The sequence below is a fragment of the Paenibacillus baimaensis genome, from assembly GCF_025567575.1.
This window is the reverse complement of sequence record NZ_JAOQIO010000007.1, coordinates 56434-75345: the sequence shown is the minus strand read 5'-3', so window position 1 is coordinate 75345 and position 18912 is coordinate 56434. Positions and strand designations below refer to the sequence as shown.

At 48.1% G+C, this 18912-nt stretch carries 16 protein-coding genes; 15 read left to right on the top strand and 1 reads right to left on the bottom strand.

Features of this window, described 5'->3' with window-relative positions; genetic code table 11:
- Positions 1-46: 46 nt before the first annotated feature.
- From pdxA to OB236_RS02110, 3 genes are all read left to right on the top strand, one after another.
- The gene (gene pdxA, locus OB236_RS02120; RefSeq protein ID WP_262682463.1) at positions 47-1039 is read left to right on the top strand and encodes a 4-hydroxythreonine-4-phosphate dehydrogenase PdxA; all 993 of its coding nucleotides are present in this window, start codon (positions 47-49) and stop codon (positions 1037-1039) included.
- A gap of 65 nt (positions 1040-1104) precedes the next feature.
- On the top strand, positions 1105-2373 hold the full coding sequence (locus tag OB236_RS02115) for a nickel pincer cofactor-dependent isomerase, group 22 (RefSeq protein WP_262682462.1): 1269 nt from the start codon (positions 1105-1107) through the stop codon (positions 2371-2373).
- Between the two features lie 131 nt (positions 2374-2504).
- Positions 2505-3485 (top strand): aldo/keto reductase, encoded by a 981-nt coding sequence (locus OB236_RS02110; RefSeq protein WP_076228096.1) that lies wholly within the window; start codon positions 2505-2507, stop codon positions 3483-3485.
- Between the two features lie 116 nt (positions 3486-3601).
- On the opposite strand, the gene OB236_RS02105 is transcribed toward OB236_RS02110, so the two are convergent.
- Entirely contained in the window at positions 3602-5548 is a 1947-nt protein-coding gene (locus tag OB236_RS02105; protein WP_262682461.1) for a methyl-accepting chemotaxis protein, read from the bottom strand.
- 267 nt (positions 5549-5815) lie between these two features.
- Between OB236_RS02105 and OB236_RS02100 the strand changes: the two genes are divergently transcribed.
- The 12 genes from OB236_RS02100 (at position 5816) to OB236_RS02045 (ending at position 18881) form a co-directional block, all read left to right on the top strand.
- A complete protein-coding gene (locus OB236_RS02100) occupies positions 5816-8293 on the top strand; it encodes a S1C family serine protease (RefSeq protein ID WP_262682459.1) in 2478 nt (825 codons plus the stop codon).
- 59 nt (positions 8294-8352) lie between these two features.
- Entirely contained in the window at positions 8353-9126 is a 774-nt protein-coding gene (locus OB236_RS02095; RefSeq protein ID WP_262682457.1) for an SDR family NAD(P)-dependent oxidoreductase, read from the top strand.
- Between the two features lie 39 nt (positions 9127-9165).
- On the top strand, positions 9166-9423 hold the full coding sequence (locus OB236_RS02090; RefSeq protein ID WP_262682456.1) for a DUF3886 domain-containing protein: 258 nt from the start codon (positions 9166-9168) through the stop codon (positions 9421-9423).
- A gap of 420 nt (positions 9424-9843) precedes the next feature.
- The gene (locus tag OB236_RS02085) at positions 9844-11055 is read left to right on the top strand and encodes a threonine synthase (protein WP_262682455.1); all 1212 of its coding nucleotides are present in this window, start codon (positions 9844-9846) and stop codon (positions 11053-11055) included.
- A 20-nt stretch (positions 11056-11075) separates the two neighbouring features.
- Entirely contained in the window at positions 11076-11732 is a 657-nt protein-coding gene (locus OB236_RS02080) for a helix-turn-helix transcriptional regulator (protein WP_262682454.1), read from the top strand.
- Between the two features lie 38 nt (positions 11733-11770).
- Complete coding sequence (locus tag OB236_RS02075) at positions 11771-13333, top strand: ABC transporter substrate-binding protein (protein ID WP_262682453.1); 1563 nt, start codon at positions 11771-11773, stop codon at positions 13331-13333.
- A gap of 22 nt (positions 13334-13355) precedes the next feature.
- Positions 13356-14285: an ABC transporter permease gene (locus OB236_RS02070; RefSeq protein ID WP_262682452.1), complete on the top strand. Its 930-nt coding sequence runs from the start codon at positions 13356-13358 to the stop codon at positions 14283-14285.
- Positions 14282-15187: an ABC transporter permease gene (locus OB236_RS02065; RefSeq protein ID WP_262682451.1), complete on the top strand. Its 906-nt coding sequence runs from the start codon at positions 14282-14284 to the stop codon at positions 15185-15187. Before OB236_RS02070 ends, OB236_RS02065 begins: the two co-directional genes overlap by 4 nt.
- A 17-nt stretch (positions 15188-15204) precedes the next feature.
- The gene (locus tag OB236_RS02060) at positions 15205-16002 is read left to right on the top strand and encodes an SDR family NAD(P)-dependent oxidoreductase (RefSeq protein ID WP_262682450.1); all 798 of its coding nucleotides are present in this window, start codon (positions 15205-15207) and stop codon (positions 16000-16002) included.
- A gap of 1 nt (position 16003) precedes the next feature.
- Positions 16004-16852 carry a polysaccharide deacetylase family protein gene (locus OB236_RS02055; RefSeq protein ID WP_262682449.1) on the top strand — a complete coding sequence of 283 codons (849 nt, stop codon included), beginning with the start codon at positions 16004-16006 and terminating at the stop codon, positions 16850-16852.
- Positions 16849-17868, top strand: a complete 1020-nt coding sequence (locus OB236_RS02050; protein WP_262682448.1) for an ABC transporter ATP-binding protein — start codon at positions 16849-16851, stop codon at positions 17866-17868. The genes OB236_RS02055 and OB236_RS02050 overlap by 4 nt, the downstream gene beginning before the upstream one ends.
- Positions 17865-18881, top strand: a complete 1017-nt coding sequence (locus tag OB236_RS02045) for an ABC transporter ATP-binding protein (RefSeq protein ID WP_262682447.1) — start codon at positions 17865-17867, stop codon at positions 18879-18881. Before OB236_RS02050 ends, OB236_RS02045 begins: the two co-directional genes overlap by 4 nt.
- Positions 18882-18912: the final 31 nt, after the last annotated feature.

Here is an 18912-nt window from a genome sequence, read left to right as displayed (position 1 = left end):
AAACAGTCATGGAAAATAATTAGCCAAGCATAAGGAGATATATAGGATGCATAGACCGATAATAGGAATTACGATGGGTGATGCGGCAGGTGTCGGCCCGGAAATTATTATGAAAGCATTGAAGGACCCACAAGTATTTGAAACCTGCAAGGCGATTGTAATCGGTGATGCCAAATTTTTATCAAGAGCCGAATTATTTTTGCAAACCGGTTTGCGCGTTCATTCGATCAAGTCTCCTGAGCAGGCATTGGATCAAGCTGGAGTCGTCAATTGTCTTGATATGGATCTATTGCCAGAGAGTCTACCTTACGGTAAAGTTTCACCACAATCCGGCGATGCCGCGTTCCGTTTTTTGGAGAAATCCATTGAGCTTGCGAAGGAAGAGAAGATTGACGCCATCTGTACGGCACCCTTGAACAAGGAGGCGCTGCAGAAGGGTGGACATCATTATCCGGGACACACGGAAATTTTGGCGGATTTAACTGCAACGAGTGATTACGCAATGATGCTGAGCTCCCCCAAGCTTAAGGTCATTCATGTGACAACCCATATGGGTCTGATCGATGCGGTCAAGTCGATAACGGCTGAACGTGTATATTCGGTTATTAAGATGGCACATGATACCCTGAAGAAAGCAGGCTATGAGCAGCCGCGGATTTGTGTATGCGGGATTAATCCTCATGCCGGAGAAAACGGGCTGTTTGGCTATGGTGAAGAGGATGCGGTTATTGTGCCTGCTGTAGAGCGTGCCAAGCAGCAAGGAATTAACGTGGTTGGGCCGTTGCCTGCTGATACGTTATTTTTCCTGGCGGTTCGCGGCGATTACGATATTGTAGTTGCGATGTATCACGATCAGGGGCATGGTCCTATCAAGGTGTTGGGTCTGGATGCAGGCGTCAATATTACGGTAGGCTTGCCGATTATACGTACCAGTGTGGATCATGGAACCGCATTTGATATTGCAGGCAAGGGCATTGCTGATGAAAAAAGTCTTTTGGAAGCGATCCGTCAAGGTATCGAATTAGCACCCAAGCGGTAGAAGTGATGCCATTGCACACATGCAAGACAATCGAAACCATATCCTAACAAGGAGGAATAAATCCAATGTTGCTGCCAAAGTTTGTGAAGGTCAAACAGCATTTTAATGGGCCCAAGATCGACGATATTGAGGCGGAAATCAGCAAGCAAATGGAAGCTATCCGTTTGTCCGACAAGGTCAAGCCGGGGATGAAGGTAGCAATAACAGCAGGCAGTCGAGGCATCGCTAATATTGCCTTGATCATCAAAAATGTGGTCAATGAGCTCAAGAAGCTTGGGGTCGAGCCGCGAATCATTCCGACAATGGGCAGCCATGGTGGAGCGACCGCTGAAGGACAGATCGAGGTGCTGGAAGGTCTGGGAGTGACTGAGGACTACTGTGGGGCCCCGATTCTTTCGTCCATGGAAGTTACACAAATTGGAGAAACGCCGGCAGGACTAGCGGTATACGCGGACAATAACATTCTAGCCAGTGATGCGGTTATCGTAATTGCCAGAATCAAAGTTCATACCGATTTCAAATCGTCGCAATGGATTGAAAGCGGAATTGTGAAAATGGCCGCTATTGGTATTGGCAAGCACAAGCAGGCGCTGCTGCTTCACTCGTATGGGATTCATGGCATCCGTGATTTGATGCCTGCTGTGGGTCAAGTCACTCTCGATAAATTGAATGTGTTATTCGGATTGGGCATTGTGGAAAATGCTTTCGACCAAACGGCCATTATCGAGGCTATCGAAGCAAAGCAAATTGTTGAGCGGGAGCAGGCGCTTTTGAAAATATCGAAAAGCATGATGCCCAAGCTTCCCGTGGATGATATAGACGTGCTGTTCGTTGACGAGATCGGCAAAAACTACAGTGGAACCGGGATGGATACCAATATAATAGGTAGAATGCGGATTTTGGGCGAGGAAGAGCTGGACAGTCCGAGGATCAAATATATAGTAGCCAGTGATTTAAGTGAGCCTTCCCATGGAAATGCACTCGGAATGGGGCTTGCTGATCTGACAACCAAACGTTTTTTCGATAAAATCGATATGAAAATAACGAACGAGAACGTCATTACAAGCTCATTCATTATGCGGGGAATGATTCCGATGGTCATTGATAATGACAGAGAGGCGCTTCATGTGGCTTTACGCTGTAACTGGGGTATTGAATCGTCACAAGCGAGAATTGTTCGTGTTCCCAATACACTTCATTTGAAGTATGTCTATGTATCAGAAGCGCTTGTACCCGAAATTCAAAAGCTGTCTCATATCGAAATTTTGGGTCAGCCGAAGCCGTTGCAATTTGACGAGAATGGCTATCTTCCGAAAATGGCTGAGCACGACTAGACTCACTTTATTTCAGGTAACTATAGGAATCCAAGGATATTAAATGAGAAAAATGTCAGTTCTTTCTATTCTCTCAATTATTGGTTATGATTTAAGAGGTAGATTACATATACCAAAGGAGCTGAGTATTAATGGAGTACACATTCTTAGGAAGAACCGGACTTAAAGTGAGTCGTCTTTGTTTAGGCACAATGAACTTTGGTCCGTCTACTGATGAGAAGGAAGCTTTCAGTATTATGGATGCCGCACTGGATGCCGGAGTGAATTTCTTTGATACCGCCAACGTTTATGGAGGGGAAAATCGCCGTGGCTGGACCGAGGAAATCATTGGGCGTTGGTTCGCTCAGGGTGGGAATCGTCGGGAGAGAGTGGTGCTGGCTACTAAAGTGTATGGTCCCATGGAGGATGAGAATGATGGTCCTAATATGGAAAGAGGATTATCCACGTACAAAATCCGCCGTCACCTGGCAGCTTCATTAAAGCGGTTGCAAACCGATCATATTGAATTATACCAAATGCACCATATTGCTCGAAGTGCGACTTGGGATGAATTATGGGAAGCTTTTCAGGCATTGGTACAGCAGGGAACTGTTGACTATGTCGGCTCCAGTAATTTTGCTGGCTGGCATATTACTTTGGCACAGGCCAAAGCGAAGGAGCGTCACTTCCTAGGGCTGGTGTCTGAGCAGCACAAGTACAGTCTGTTTTGCCGTGAGCCTGAACTGGAAGTACTTCCGGCTTCGGAGCATCATGGAATCGGTGTGATCGCATGGAGTCCATTGGCAGGAGGCCTTCTGGGTGGGAATGCATTGAATCCGGATGCAGGCTCAAGAACAGCGAATCAGGCCAAGGCTATCGAGAAGCATCGCTCGCAGTTGGAGCAATTCTCCGCGCTGTGCAAAGAGCTGGGGGAAAGTGAAGCGAATGTTGCATTGGCATGGGTATTATCTCATCCGGCACTCACCGCACCGATCATCGGACCACGGACTCTGAAGCAATTTGAGGATACGTTAAGAGCCGTAGAAATCAAGCTCGACTCGGAAACGCTGACCAAGCTGGACGAGATATTCCCGGGTCCGGGCAAGCCTGCTCCGGAAGCGTACGCCTGGTAGCAGCTTGACACATCCATACTTACATCTATACTAAACAGACAACCCTCCAATTTCGCTGTAAAAACGCGATTGGAGGGTTATTTTTATCTCATACAGGCTGGGTATGAAGCAAGGCGCTACACTTTAAACTTACCGATAACGTCCTGAAGTTCGTCCGCCATGCCGGAGAGAACTGTTGCTGATGCTGTGATCTCCTCCATGGTAGCGAGCTGCTCTTCGGCCGCTGCCGATACATTTTGCGTACCTGATGCCGTCATATCGGATACCTCCATAATGGTCTCAAACGATTGAACGACCTGCAAAGCATTCGCACACATTTGCTGAGATGAGTCGGACACCTCTTGAATTTGTGTAGATACTTGCCGAATTGATTGCTGAATTTGTGTAAAAGCGTCACCTGCGGTATGGACGGCGTGCAGGCCTTGGTTGACCTCGTTAATTCCGATATCCATAGATTCAACCGCGTTTGCGGTTTTGTCCTGGATGACGGTAATAAGCTCGGCAATGGTTTGCGCTGAACGGGAGGACTGCTCCGCAAGCTTCCTGACTTCGCCAGCAACAACAGCAAAGCCGCGGCCCTGCTCGCCGGCGCGAGCTGCCTCAATGTTGGCGTTCAGAGCCAGCAGATTGGTTTGTTGGGCAATGCTTGTAATCGCCCCGACGATTTGTCCGATTTCCTGTGATCGGTCGCCAAGCTCCTTGATCACCAAGGCAAGCCCGTTAACGGTTTGCTGCATGGACTCCATTTGGGTGATAGCCGAATGAATGGCCACGTTACCTTGTTCAGTCTTCTGGGAGGCGTCCAAAGCCAGAGAAGAGACATTGGTAGCATTAGCAGCAATCATTTGAATACCATCTGAAATATCCTGAACGGACTGGGAGCTGTCTTTTAAAGTCTGGACCTGCTTCTCCGTTCCCAATGCTACTTCCTCAGTGATCTTAGCTACTTGCTCTGTGGCTTGACTGGTCTGTGACGCGCTGGCTGTCAGCTGCTCAGCAGATGCTGCCAGGCTTTCGGAGTTTGAGCCGACCTGCTGAATCATATGCCTCAAATTTTGAAGCATCAAGTTGAAACTGTCGGCAAGCTGTCCGATTTCATTGTTATCCTTGACTGTCACTTGTACAGTAAGATCACCGCTCGACGCTTGTTTAGTAAAGGCGGTCAACTGAATGAGCGGTCTGGCAATTTTATTAGATAAAAAGAAGCCGGCGGCACAAGAAACTAACAATACAATGACAAGTAAAACGATGCTTTGAGAGATGATTTTTGTATTTTGAGACATTACGGAATCGTAGGATTGAGCATTACCTATAAGCCAGCCAGTCAGTTCATTATAGGTGTAAGAAACCATCATTTTCTGACCATTTTCAACAAAAATCGATGTTCCGTCATTACCTTTCAAGCCCTGTTGGACAAAATCGATTGCACTGATGTCCTTATCTATGTAGTTTTTATCCACGTGAGCCAAAATTTTACCACTGCGGTCTATGATAAAAGGAATATTACCGTTCTGAGAAAGTTTGGTCACATAATCGCTGAGAAAAGAAAGATCAATATTGTCAGTCAGGATTCCAGTGACCTGTTTACTTTCATTCAGAACCGGCACGGCTAGGACGATAATTTTACTTCCGGTAGCTTTGGCTATCAATACTTCGGATACAACAGGCTTACCGGTTTGCAGAGATTGTTTGAAATAATCCCGGTCGGCTACGTTGGTCATAGCCAGATTATCACTGCGGACTTTTTGCTGCCCTGCAACATCGGTGTAATTAAGGACAGCTTCTGGATGAACTTTTACCGAGGCGTTTAGCAGTGCTTTAGCGGTTTCAACTTTGGGTGCTCCGCTCTGAAAGATTTCATTCTGGGCAAGTACTTTTAATAAATCAAAGTTTTGGCCGATGACAACGCTAATATCATTCTGAATCGATTGGGCATTGGCTAGGCTAAATTCGCTGGCATTGTGCTGCAACTCCTGACTATTCGAGTAAATACTGAAACTGGAAAATACTAACATCGGTAATGAAGCGAATAGCATAAGAACAATGATAAGTTTCTTTTTCACATGATGCCCCCCTGAGATGTACTTGTAAAAAATTAGTCATCTTTCGTACATTATATTGCATGATTCGACAAAAAATCTATTAAATAATAGTCAAGTTCCTGATAAATCTCATAAACTAAGACTAATGGACTAGAACATTCATGATTACAAAAGTAAGTTCTTCCTGTCAATTGCTAATTGTCAATGTATTGGAATTTCGGCTTGATTCTGTTAGAGTATTTATATGGAAAATTAAGCCAATCAAACAAAGGATGGGGAGACATTTAATTGAATTATTTACAAAAAACAGGCAAACGTTTTGTGCTGTCAGTCCTTGCTGTGATACTCTTTGTATCTGTTGCAAGCTCGTCAGTTTATGCGGATGCCGCAGCCGACAAGGGAGCAGTTCCCGCGGTTATCGAAAAAACAACCCGATCTGTCGTAGCGATCATCGGTAAGCCTATCGATAATAAAAAGACAGTGGAAAAAAATCGGTATGATCTCGCTCACGGCACTGGAGTTATTGTGAAAAGCGATGGGTACATCCTGACCAATGCCCATGTGGTGAAAAATATGCGTAATATCGTGGTTGTAACTTCTGATGGACAGACGCATCCGGGGAAAACGACGCATTTTGATGAAGAAAGTGATCTGGCTCTGGTGAAGATCGAAGCGACGGGATTGACTCCGGCCGTGCTGGCAGATCCAACGGATCTTAAAGTCGGTGAATCGGTCATGGCGATTGGGACACCGCTATCCTTTGCGCTGCGCAACTCGGTTACCTACGGTATCGTCAGTGGAATGGACCGCTCGGTATTGTCCAAGTATCAGCTGATACAGACGGATGCGGCGATTAATCCCGGCAATAGCGGGGGAGCATTGGTCAATATGAAAGGACAGGTTATCGGGATCAATACGCTCAAGTATGTCCAGTATGGCGTGGATGGACTTGGCTTTGCAATTCCGGTGGCGACCGTACAGCATGTATTGGACCACTTTTTCAAATACGGTAAGGTGAAGCGTTCTTCCCTGGGATTGGAGCTTGGAGAGAGCTGGGAGGCTGTTGTTGGCTTACCGTCAAGCAATGGTCTGGAGGTAACTTATGTGGAACCGGATTCTCCGGGAGCGAAGGCTGGGATTGTCCAAGGTGATGTGCTGCTGGCTATCGACTCTTACCCAACACGTAATCAGGTAGAATTCAACGAGGCTTTAAAGAACTATTTACCGGAGCAAAAGGTCAGATTGACGCTGCAGTCAAGCGGAAGCTCCAAAATCATCGAGGTTGTTCTGGGAGAAGAGCACTCCAGCTCCGAAACTGTTATTCAGGATGCCGATGGCTCCTATATTGATGCGGACCAAGGCAAAACGTGGATTGGCGATAGCCATTACGGCTGGTCGATGAAATATCCGGCAGGACTTGTTAAGGCCAATGAAGATTCGGGGCAGGGCAAAAGTGTGCTTCTTGTTGATGCCAAAGGCGAGTTTGCCATCAGTATTATCGTTGAAGAAAAGCAAAGCGAGGATATTTCTCCGGTTGGACTCATGAAAAAAATGGCCGATGATGGCAAAGGTACGCTTTTGGAAAAAAGGTTTATTGAGCAAAAGCCGCAATCTTATTTATTACTTGTAAAGAAAAACGAACGTGGGGAATATTACCAAGCACGAGCCTTTTCCAAAGGAGATAAAGTTTATTACCTGACACTGATCGTCGAGAAGGAAGAATCCTACAACAACGCGATCAAACGCAACAGCTACAGCGATCTGCTGGATTCGTTCGTGCTCTCTTTTGACGCAAGTAATGCCTCCTTGAAGGATATATCCGCCTATCAAACCGGGAATACGGTGACGACGGAGTATGGGCTGGTCTTTGAAACGCCTCTGGAATGGAGCAAGCGGGATTGGGGCAACGGTCTGAATTATGCAAGCAAGGACGGTGAGTCAACTTTATCTGTACAGGTGAGCTCGGCCGCGTCCGGTGATACCTTGAAGGATTGGGCTGCAAGGCAATCAGCGAAATTTAATGATGCCTACACAGAAGGCTATAAGGAAATCGGGGAATCGCATGAAACGGTCATTGGCGGCACTGCTGCTATTGAAAAGCGTTATGCATCCACTATGGGTGATAAGTGGCGTCAGTCCCATGTTATTTATATGATTAAGGATAAATACAAGTACGAAATAAAATTCATGTTTCCAAAAGCCGCAGGCGGCGAAGATATGGATACGCTGATCAGCAGCTTCGAGAAGTCTGCTTCCTTTACCAAGGAAGGCGTCAATCGTTCACTCGGATTTATTCAGGATGAAGAAGATTTGACCGATGTTAATAAAACGATAACGTATACCAACAAAAAATATATGTACACACTCCATATTCCTGAGGCCTGGCAGGGAGTTTACCAGAGAGAGCTTGATAGTCCATCCGCGCAGTTCAGCTTTAATGGAGGCAGCCTGAGCATATCGGCCGATGACCGTTCGAGTCTTGAGGAAACCATAAAGCGCATTGAGCAGGATCATAAGAAAAGTACCGAAGCCGATGCAAATTACAAAAACTCCGCCGCTGACGAGGAAATGTTGGGTATGACTGTCAGAAAGTTCACAACTACGTACAAAAGCAGAAATGTACCCTATACTCTGGTTGAATTTGTATTTGAAAAGAACGGGTATGTGTATTCCGTTCGTGAGCGGATTAATGATGCGGTCAAGACCGAAGGGCAATGGCAGCGACTGGAAAATGCTGTGCATTCGATCCAGCTGTTAGATAAGTAGTCGTGATGAACCGTTGGTAGTTACTTGAATCCGTAATATCAGGAAGGGGGACTATGATCATGCGAGGTTTGGATCAGCAGGTAGCCGTTATTGCAGGCGGTGGCAGAGGGATTGGCAAAGAGATTGCCAAGGCTCTGGCCAGCTATGGCAGCAAGGTCATCATCGGAAGCCGTACGGAGGAGCAGTTTAAGGGAACAGCCGAGGAAATTCGTGGGTTGGGCGTAGAGGCGGACGGACTCCCACTCGATGTTCAGGATCAGGCAAGTATTCAACAGTTTGTGGAGCAGGCGAACCGTATTCATGGGCGAATCGATATCCTGGTTTATTGTGCCGGGACGAACAAGCGAATGCCTGCCGAGCAGTACACAACGGAAGCCTGGGATGAGATTATCGGGATTAATTTGAGAGGTGCCTTTTTAACCTGTCAGGAGGTCGGGAAGCGGATGATCGAACAAGGCAGCGGCTCGATCGTGACGATCACCTCGATGCTGTCCCATATCGCTACCCCGAATCAGAGCGCTTATTCAGCCTCCAAGGGCGGTCTGCTGCAATACAGTAAGGTATTGGCGGTGGAATGGGCCAAATATGGAATTCGTGTTAACTCGGTAAGTCCGGGCTATATCGAAACCGATCTCAATTCGGCGAACTTTAAACGACAAGCGTTCCGAGACGGTGTATTAGGCAAAACCCCGATGGAACGGTTTGGTCTGTCACACGAAGTGGCGGAGGCGGTATGCTTTCTGGCATCTCCTCAAGCCTCATATATAACGGGCATCAGTATCCCTGTGGATGGCGGCTTCTTGGCAGGACATCAAAATATTGTTATGCTATAGATTCAGTCAGTTAAGGATAGAAGGGAGGCTAATCTCCAGATGGCCAAAAAACAAAGACCCGCAGTGGCACCCAAACCAGCTGCTCAGGATAAGCCGGCTACTTTGAAGGATTTGATTAATCCTGATGTTCTAAGCAAGCTGCAGGCACAGGCCGATGCGATGAAAGCGGCCGAGGCAAAGCAGAAGGAAGATGCCAGACAGCAGATCGTGGATGCCCGCAAGGCCGAACAGAAGCGGCTGGAAAATGACTTCGAATATTTACTGAACAACAGCGGTACGAAGGGAACGAAGTATTGATCGAAGGGTAAACCTAAGTACTGATTGCAAGTCTATTAAAGTATGGTCAGGCAAAAGGAACAAAGATGACGACGGTAAGCTGTCGTTGCTTTGTTCCTTTTTTGTGTGGCTGGCTGGTTCCATACCTATATATTGGAGATACCAAAAAAATTGTAAGTGATCAAATAATTGAGTAAAAGCATTGACATGACCTAACCATACATGATAAATTACTTTTCAGCGATACTGAAGTAATCCTACCTGATTAATAGAATAATAAGCTGATCGGACCACCGAAGGCTCTAATGTGCCCTGTACCTTACAGGCTCATTAGAGCTTTTTATTTTTCCTGATAGGTTACTGCCAGTCGATTACAAAAAAAATATAACTGGTACAAAGTTGTAACAATCCATGATTTTTCAAAAAAGGAAGGTTGTAGGTATGAAATTTAGTTATATAAGCCATTTGCATTGTCCAAAATGCGACAAGAAATACGAAGCCGATGTCATCCAGCAATTGTGCACGTGCGGTTCTCCTTTATTAGTCGATTATGATTTGCAGGAGCTTAAAAAGCACTGGACTCCGGCCAGTCTCGCTGGACGATCCAACGACCTATGGAGATACCACGAGCTTCTTCCTGTTGTGGACCCGAACCATATTGTAACACTGGGCGAAGGTATGACCCCTTTACTGCCCATGAATCGAATTGGCCTGGCTATGGGTATTAATCACCTGTGGATGAAGGATGAAGGGATCATCCCTACAGGCAGCTTTAAGGCGCGAGGAGCGGCTGTCGGTGTGTCAAAAGCCAAGGAGCTGTCGGTGCAAGAGCTGGCGATGCCTACGAACGGCAATGCTGGGGCGGCTTGGGCTCTATATGCGGCCAGAGCCAGTATTCAGGCTTCGATCGTGATGCCGGTTGAAGCCCCGATTATTACCCGCAATGAATGTGCGATCTCGGGTGCCAATCTGAATCTGGTAAACGGCCTGATCAGCGATGCGGGCAAGATCGTAGGACAAGCCGTCAAGGAGTATGACTTATATGATGCGTCCACTTTGAAAGAGCCGTATCGGATCGAGGGCAAGAAAACCATGGGGCTGGAAATTATCGAGCAGCTCGATTGGAAGCTGCCCGACGTGATTCTTTACCCTACAGGGGGTGGCGTTGGCTTAATCGGAATTTATAAAGCGCTGCAGGAGCTCGTCGAATTAGGCTGGATTGAAGGCAAGCTTCCACGTTTGGTTGCTGTTCAGGCGAAGGGCTGCGCACCGATCGTCAAGGCATGGGAGGAAGGTAAAGCGGACTCGCAGTTTTGGGAGGATTCGACAACTGTAGCCTTTGGAATCAACGTACCCAAAGCGTTGGGCGATTTTCTGGTGCTGGAAGCTATCTACGAAACAGGCGGCTGTGCAATTGCCATTGATGATGCCGAGCTGTTGAAGGAGCAGGAGAATGTTGCTCGTTTGGAAGGCGTGTTCGTATGTCCTGAAGGAGCGGCGACGTTCTCGGCGGCACGCAAGCTTAGGGAAAGCGGCTGGATTCAACAGGGGGAAACCGTCATTACCTTGAACACGGGCAGCGGAATTAAATATCCTGAAACTGTTCAGGTAGAGGTTCCTGTGTTGGAGCCTGGGGAACGGATGACAAGATGATAAGATAAAGGAAGGGTGACATGAACCATACACAGCAATCCATTTTCGATCAAGCCATTCGCACCGCGGATATGCTGGTGAAAATGCTGGGGAAAGAATGTGAAGTTGCCATTCATGACTTTTCTAATTTGGAGCAGTCTTTGATTCATTTGGCAGGAACCATAACAGAGCGTAAGGTTGGAGCTCCCATTACGGATTTGGTTTTGCAGGAGCTGAAGAAACCTGCTGCGGAAATCAAGGATATAGCTAATTACAAAACCGTATCAGCCAAAGGATATGTGCTTAAATCATCAACCGTGTTTCTTAGAAATGATGAGGATCAGATTATCGGTGCGATGTGCATTAACTTGAATGTCAGTCATTTGATTACTTTAAATAATCAATTGCAGCAGCTGGTTCAATTCGAGCATGAAGAATCCGATAAGGAAAGCTTTTATTCCACAGTACAGGAGGTTATTGCCAATCTGGTCAGTCAAGTGCTGAACGGCTTTAATAAGGCACCATCTCTGCTGGAAACGGAAGAAAAAATCGAATGCGTCCGACTTTTGGAACAAAAGGGCACATTCCTGATCAAGGGCTCTATCGAATATGTGGCCGGAGCATTGGGCGTATCCAGGTTTACAGTCTATAACTATTTGCAAAAGATTCGGGCGGACACGATCCTCCATCTCAACTAAACGTTTCTTTACTTTAAATAAACTACATGGAGGAAACTATGAAAACATTAATGAAAAGCGCAACTCTTATTTTCAGCTTATTTGTGATTATTACGCTTGTAGGATGCAGTATAGCCAACAAGCAAGCAGCCAACAACGAACAGAAGCCAACGCAGGATACGGCCCAGAAGGAAAGCCGCAAGCTGGTCGTTGACCTCGCCAATGAATCTTCGAATCTTGATCCAGGCTTGCAATACAATTTTGACAGCTATTCGGTATACCGGAATATTTTTGATAATTTGATTCACCGCGATCCCAAAACCAACAAGTTTGTGCCCTGGGTAGCCGAATCATGGAAGCAGGACTCGCCGACGACCTGGACATTTAAAATCCGTGGTGATATCAAGTTCCATAACGGAGACGCGCTTACAGCAGAAGACGCAGCTTTCAGTATTCAGCGTATTTTGGATAAAGAATTCCGCAGTCCGCAGTATGCTAATTTCAACATGATTACTTCAGCAAAAGCGGAGGGTGCTGATCTCAAAATTACGACCGATCAACCGAGCCCGACCCTGCTGACGCAGCTGGTTAATTTGAGCATCGTTCCACAAAAGTATGTGAAGGAAAAGGGCAATGACCAGTTTAACTTGAATCCTGTAGGCAGCGGTGCTTACCAATTCGAAAGCTGGGCAAAAGGTACGCAAATTACGCTGAAATCCAATGCAAGCTATTGGGGCGGCAAGCCGGAAATCCCGGCAGTCGAATATCGCTTCGTATCCAATCCTGCCAGCCGGGTGGCCGATTTGCAGTCGGGCAAGGCTGACTTTGCATCTGCTGTAAGCCCTGATGACGTGGACAATATCAAGAGTAAGCCAGAGCTTCAAGTATTCTCAACACCTACTGAGCGTGTAGCTTACCTGGCCTTCAATATGGTAGGCGATACACCAACCAAATCCAGCCAGGTCAACCAGGCTATCGCTTATGGAATTAACTATGAGTCGTTGATTACATCGCTTCTTCATGGCTACGGCAAACCTGTAACTCAGGTGCTGACGCCGCTTTCGTTCGGTTACGATACGAGCATTCCAGGCTACACCTACAATCCGGAGAAAGCCAAGGCTTTGTTGAAGGAAGCTGGTCATGCCAATGGCATCACGCTTGATTTTGCGACTTCTCCATCTTTTGATCAGCGTATCGTTCAAGCGGTTCAAGGCGATCTCGATAAAATCGGCGTTAAGGTTAATATCGTCAGTACGGATCAAGCAACTTATTTGAAAAAGGTACAGGACCCCGCCCGCAAATGGGGCAGCATTCGGATGGGCATCTGGTCTTGCGCTTGCATGGATGCAGACGGTACGATTCTTCCTTTGTTCCGCACAGGGACCATTTGGAGCAGCTATACCAACCCAACGTTTGACCAGGCGGTAGATGCAGCAAGAACGACAACCGATGAAGCCGTACGGATTGACAATTACAAAAAAGCATTCAATGTGCTTCAACAGGATGTCCCGGGAATCGGTTTGTATCAGGCCTATGCTTTGTATGGGGCATCGAAGCAATTACAGTGGCAGCCGGATCCGCAGGAGAACTTCTTTGTAAAAGATATGAAATGGGCCAAGTAAAGAAGCAGAGGAGGGATCACACATGCTTTATGTAGGACAGCGTATCGTCCAGGCTCTGGTTTCCGTATTTGGAGTAGCCACGCTTATCTTTTTCATCCTGCGTTTAACTGGAGACCCTGTCCTGCTAATGGTCCCTCAAAATGCGACTGCTGAAGACATTGCTGTGCTTCGGCACGCGCTTGGATTGGATCAGCCGGTTGGTCTTCAGTATATAAGCTTTCTGCAGCAGATATTTACCGGAAATCTTGGATACTCCTACGTTCAAAAAATGCCTGTCATCAACATTATGATGGATCGTATTCCTTATACGATCGACTTGGCAATGTCTGCACTCATTCTAACCGTAATCATCGGTATCCCTATGGGAATGATTACAGCGATTTATAAAGGTACATGGGTTGAAAAAGTATGCATGCCATTCATTCTGGTTGGACAAAGTATGCCTGCCTTCTGGACAGGCATACTTCTCATTATGCTGCTCGCAGTGAAGCTGCGCTGGCTGCCCTCATCCGGGGCGGATAGTCTGCAATCGCTCATTCTTCCTGCTATCACCCTGGCCTCGCTGTCAATTGCAACAGTTGCACGAATGACTCGCTCGAGCATGCTGGAGCAGCTTGGGCAGGATTACGTAAGAACTGCACGTTCGAAGGGAGTCGGGGTTCCAAGGCTGTTATATCGGCATTTGCTGCGGAACGCATCTATTCCGATCATTACGATTATTGGTCTGGAATGCGCAAATTTATTGGGCGGCTCGGTCGTGACGGAAACGATATTCGCCTGGCCCGGACTGGGCCAGTTAACGATTCAGTCTATCGCAGCAAGGGATTTTCCACTCGTTCAGGCTATCGTTGTATTAGGGGCCGCGGTATACATTTTTATTAACCTGATAACAGACCTTGTGTATGGATGGGTAGACCCAAGAATCAAGCTGGGGAGAGAAACATCACAATGAGTATATCACCAACACCGGATCAACAAGCTCCAACCCGATCAACGATGGAGCGTGCAAAGGCAGGACTGCGGAGCTTGGGTCCGATTACGATCTTCCCTTTTGCGCTTATTCTTCTGCTGTTTGTGCTCATTTCCATCGTGCCGGGATGGTTTGCGATGCATGATCCCACGCTGACGGCGCTTTCGATTCGCCTGAAAGCACCCGGCTTTATTGGCCCGGATGGGTCATCCTATCTGCTCGGCACCGATGAGCTGGGCAGGGATGTATTCAGCCGCTTAATTTATGGAGCTCGCGTATCCTTATTCGTATCCGTGACCGCTGTCTTTATATCAGGGATTATTGGAGGTTTACTCGGGATGCTGGCCGGCTTCTACAGAAATTGGGTGGGCGCCTTTATTATGCGTGTCGCGGATATTCTACTGTCCATCCCGTTTTTTTTGCTGGCTATATTGACTGTGGCCGTACTGGGTCCAAGCTTGTTGAACCTGATTATTGTCCTTGGCCTCGCGCGCTGGCCGCGATATGCTCGCGTCACTCAAAGCACGACGCTATCTACGGTCAACAGGGATTTTGTGAAAGCAACTGCTGCCTTGGGTGCTCGCCCCGGCCGATTACTGCTCAAGCATATTTTACCGGAGGTCATTCCGCCGCTAGTCGTGGTAGCTACGCTTGAGGTCGGGCTGATGATTATATTTGAGGCTTCCCTGTCGTTCATTGGTTTGGGCGTCCAGCCGCCTAATCCGAGCTGGGGGTCCATGCTGTCAGTCGGACAACAGTATGTTTCGACGGGCTGGTGGTTGGCTACGTTCCCCGGCATTGCTATTTTCTTCATCGTGATCTCGATTAATATGATTGGGGATTATGTACGGGATTGGTTAGATCCCAAAAATAAAAAAAGATAAACCTTGAGGTGATCGTATTGCATTTTGAAGATCAATTTATCGGTAAAAAAGTCGTTATTACCGGAGCGGCTGGCATATTCGGTACCTGGATTGCCCAAGCCTTTGCTGCCCAAGGGGCAAAGCTGTGCTTGTCCGACATTCGCGGCAACGAATTAAGAGCGATGGCGGAGGACCCCTTGTTGAGCGATACGGAGCTGCTGTTCCATACGTCTGACTTGACGCAGGAAACCTCGATTGTTGAATTGGCTGCACTCGTTGAGAAGGAATGGTCCTCAGCTGATATTTTAATTAATAATGCCGGTATTTATCAACGACATCATCTGATGGAAATGAGTGCTCAGGCCTGGAACCATTCCATTGGAGTGAATGTTACCGCTCCGTTTCTGTTAACCCAGCTGCTTGCCAAGCAAATGATCAAGGATGGGAAGCCGGGCTCTATTATCAATATCAGCTCGGGCGCCGCGCTCAGCAATCAGATCGGAGGCGGGCATTACTCCACAGGTAAAGCCGCATTATCCATGCTGACACGCTCTTTTGCATTGGAGCTGGCTCCTTATCAAATAAGGGTCAATGCGGTTGCACCCGGATTTGCCCCAGGCAGCGAAGTGAGTGAGCTGTCTGAGGACTATGTAAACAATTTGCTCACCCAAATTCCACTTGGTCGCACCTCGGGCCCACAGGACGCACCTACTGCCATCTTGTATTTATGCTCTGAGTCTGCCTCCTTTATTACGGGATCTACGCTGACGGTGGATGGCGGCCGCACGGCCGGGACATTCAAAGCACCGAAGCTTCAAGCTGGAAAGCAGGCCTGAGATGACGCATACAACCTATGTATGGCCAGATGCCAAACGCTGTGCGGTTGCCTTTAGCATCGATTTCGACGGCGAAACTCCTTATCTATGGCGTTCCCGACATACCAAGCCGAACACGCTTGGAGAGCTGGAACAAAGAGCCTTTGGTCCCCGCCAGGGGATCTACCGGATTCTGAAGCTGCTGAACCACTTGGATATCCGTGCCAGTTTTTTTATACCAGGTGTCATTGCCGAGAAATATCCTACGGCGGTGGAAGCTATTGACAAGGCAGGGCATGAGATTGGCTTGCATGGCTATCTGCACGAACGGGTGGATGAATTGGACTGGGGACAGGTGGAAGAAAGCATCATTCGGGGCAAGCAGGCCTTGGAAAAGGTCATTGGCCCGAGAACGATGGGCTTTCGCTCGCCTTCCTGGGAAATGACGCCGCAAACCTTCGAGCTGCTGCAGCGCCATGGGATTCCCTACGACAGCTCCATGATGGGCTACGACCATCCCTATTGGATTGAGGGACTGCCCGAGGTACCTGTACAGTGGCTGCTCGATGACGCCATCTTCTATCGCTACACGGGAGGTGGTGCGGGGAATCCGCCCTTGAATCCGAATACAGTCATGGATACGTGGCAGCAGGAGTTTGAAGGGCTCAAACGTTATGGCGGTCTGTTTCTGATGACGGTGCACTGCTGGATCAGTGGAAGAGGCTCGCGCATCATCGCATTGGAGCGGCTGCTCTCTAAGCTGAAGAAGGATCCTGAGGTATGGTGGGCTACCTGTGGAGAAATTGCCGGGCATCACACCAAGCAGCATGCCGGGCAATTTCACGAGTCATTGGGAGGGCGTACGCCATGACCGTTCGGCAGCAAACAGCCACAGATGGTAAGGACTTCTCTACCATCATGCGTATCGATAAGCTTACGTTATCGTTTCAGCAGGCGTCGGGATCGGTAACGGCGCTTCGGAATGTGTCGCTGCAGCTGAAAAAAGGCGAGATTCTCGGGCTGGTTGGCGAGAGCGGCAGCGGCAAAAGCCTTACGGCTCTGTCCCTGATGAAGCTGCTTCCCGCCAATGCCCGCTTTGATCAGGGAGATATTGAGCTGGAGGGCATATCGCTGAAGCATATGTCCGAATCTGGGATGCGCAGCATTCGCGGCAATACGGTTTCGATGATTTTTCAGGAGCCGATGACTGCATTGAACCCATTGATTCCGATCGGCAGCCAAATCGAGGAATTGTTTATTTTGCATAAAAAAATCGGCAAAAAAGAACGCAGAAGAAAGGTCATTGATTTGCTGATTTCTGTCGGTATCTCTGAACCCGAAGCGCGCTTTCGCCAGTATCCGTTTGAATTGTCGGGAGGCATGAGGCAGAGGGTGATGATTGCGATGGCCTTGGCCTGCAGCCCCAAGATGATTATCGCGGACGAGCCTACAACGGCTTTGGATGTAACTATTCAGGCGCAAATTCTGGATTTGTTAAAAGATATTAAACGGGATTACGATACATCGATTTTGCTGATTACCCATGACATGGGCGTTATTGCTGACGCTGCGGATCGCGTTGCCGTGATGTATGCAGGACAGCTGATGGAGCTGGCTGCTGTTGACGACCTGCTTGAATCGCCACGGCATCCCTACACGGTGGGGCTGCTGAACAGCATTCCCAATATAACCGGTGACGAGCAGGCCGAGCTCAACACCATTCCAGGCATTGTGCCCGATCTGAAAAACCTGCCCAGCGGCTGTCCCTTTCATCCTCGCTGTACCTATGCGACGGATCGATGCAGGGAGCATAATCCGGAGCTGGCAGCGGATGAACGGGGTCATTATGTAGCTTGCTGGCACCCGGTAGAGGGGGAGATTAGATGAGTCAAACCGGAAATCAGGAAGCTGCTGCTCCACTAATCGTTGTGGACAATATAAAGAAGCATTATACACAATCCTCCAGGCTGTTCGGGCTGAGCCGTTCGGTGGTAAAAGCGGTGGATGGAGTCAGCTTTGAGCTCGCTGCGGGGGAGACGCTCGGCCTGGTAGGAGAAAGTGGCTGCGGCAAATCAACGACAGGCCGTGCGGTGCTGTATCTGGAGCGTCCGACGCAAGGGAAAACCTGGTACAACGGACAAGATTTATCGACGCTGAGCGGAGAAGATTTGAGACAGCTGAGGAGAGACATGCAAATTGTGTTTCAGGACCCCTATTCCTCGCTGAACGTCAGAATGAAAGTTCGTGAAATCCTGACGGAGCCTTTCCATATTCATGATTTGTATTCGGGGCAGCAAGCGCAGCAGGCCAAGCAGCTGCTGGAAATGGTTGGCCTGCCACAGGCCAGCCTGGATAAATATCCGCATGAGTTTTCTGGCGGTCAACGACAGCGAATTGTTATCGCTAGAGCAATTGCTTTGCGTCCTAAATTTGTGGTGTGCGATGAGCCTGTATCTGCTTTGGATGTTTCCGTGCAATCGCAAATCGTCAACTTGTTCGGACAGCTTCAGAAGGAGCTAAACCTTACTTATTTGTTTATCTCCCACGATTTGTCCGTTGTTAGGCATGTAAGCGACAGGGTAGGAGTGATGTATCTTGGGAAAATGGTTGAGCTGGGCAGTAAAAAAGCTATCTTCCAAAAACCGCTTCATCCTTATACCCAGGCACTGATGAGTGCCATTCCGATTCCGAACCCGAAAATTCAACGGCAGCGTGAGAAGATTACGCTGCGTGGAGAGCTGCCCAGTCCGCTGAATCCGCCTGTCGGCTGCCGGTTTCATACCCGTTGTCCTTGGGCTGAGGAGCGGTGCAGGCAGGTGGAGCCGGAAAGGCGTGAGGCTGAGCCCAACCACTGGGTAGCCTGTCATCTGGTTGACACTTCCAAACCGCTGACGACATAAACAATGCTGAAGACACACATCGAAGCGGGCA

Coding starts and splice junctions, on each gene's coding strand:
- OB236_RS02075 (WP_262682453.1), top strand. CDS start 11,771: ATGAAAACATTAATGAAAAGCGCAACTCTTATTTTCAGCTTATTTGTG.
- OB236_RS02080 (WP_262682454.1), top strand. CDS start 11,076: ATGAACCATACACAGCAATCCATTTTCGATCAAGCCATTCGCACCGCG.
- OB236_RS02090 (WP_262682456.1), top strand. CDS start 9,166: ATGGCCAAAAAACAAAGACCCGCAGTGGCACCCAAACCAGCTGCTCAG.
- OB236_RS02110 (WP_076228096.1), top strand. CDS start 2,505: ATGGAGTACACATTCTTAGGAAGAACCGGACTTAAAGTGAGTCGTCTT.
- OB236_RS02095 (WP_262682457.1), top strand. CDS start 8,353: ATGCGAGGTTTGGATCAGCAGGTAGCCGTTATTGCAGGCGGTGGCAGA.
- OB236_RS02055 (WP_262682449.1), top strand. CDS start 16,004: ATGACGCATACAACCTATGTATGGCCAGATGCCAAACGCTGTGCGGTT.
- OB236_RS02070 (WP_262682452.1), top strand. CDS start 13,356: ATGCTTTATGTAGGACAGCGTATCGTCCAGGCTCTGGTTTCCGTATTT.
- OB236_RS02115 (WP_262682462.1), top strand. CDS start 1,105: ATGTTGCTGCCAAAGTTTGTGAAGGTCAAACAGCATTTTAATGGGCCC.
- OB236_RS02045 (WP_262682447.1), top strand. CDS start 17,865: ATGAGTCAAACCGGAAATCAGGAAGCTGCTGCTCCACTAATCGTTGTG.
- OB236_RS02085 (WP_262682455.1), top strand. CDS start 9,844: ATGAAATTTAGTTATATAAGCCATTTGCATTGTCCAAAATGCGACAAG.
- OB236_RS02065 (WP_262682451.1), top strand. CDS start 14,282: ATGAGTATATCACCAACACCGGATCAACAAGCTCCAACCCGATCAACG.
- OB236_RS02050 (WP_262682448.1), top strand. CDS start 16,849: ATGACCGTTCGGCAGCAAACAGCCACAGATGGTAAGGACTTCTCTACC.
- pdxA (WP_262682463.1), top strand. CDS start 47: ATGCATAGACCGATAATAGGAATTACGATGGGTGATGCGGCAGGTGTC.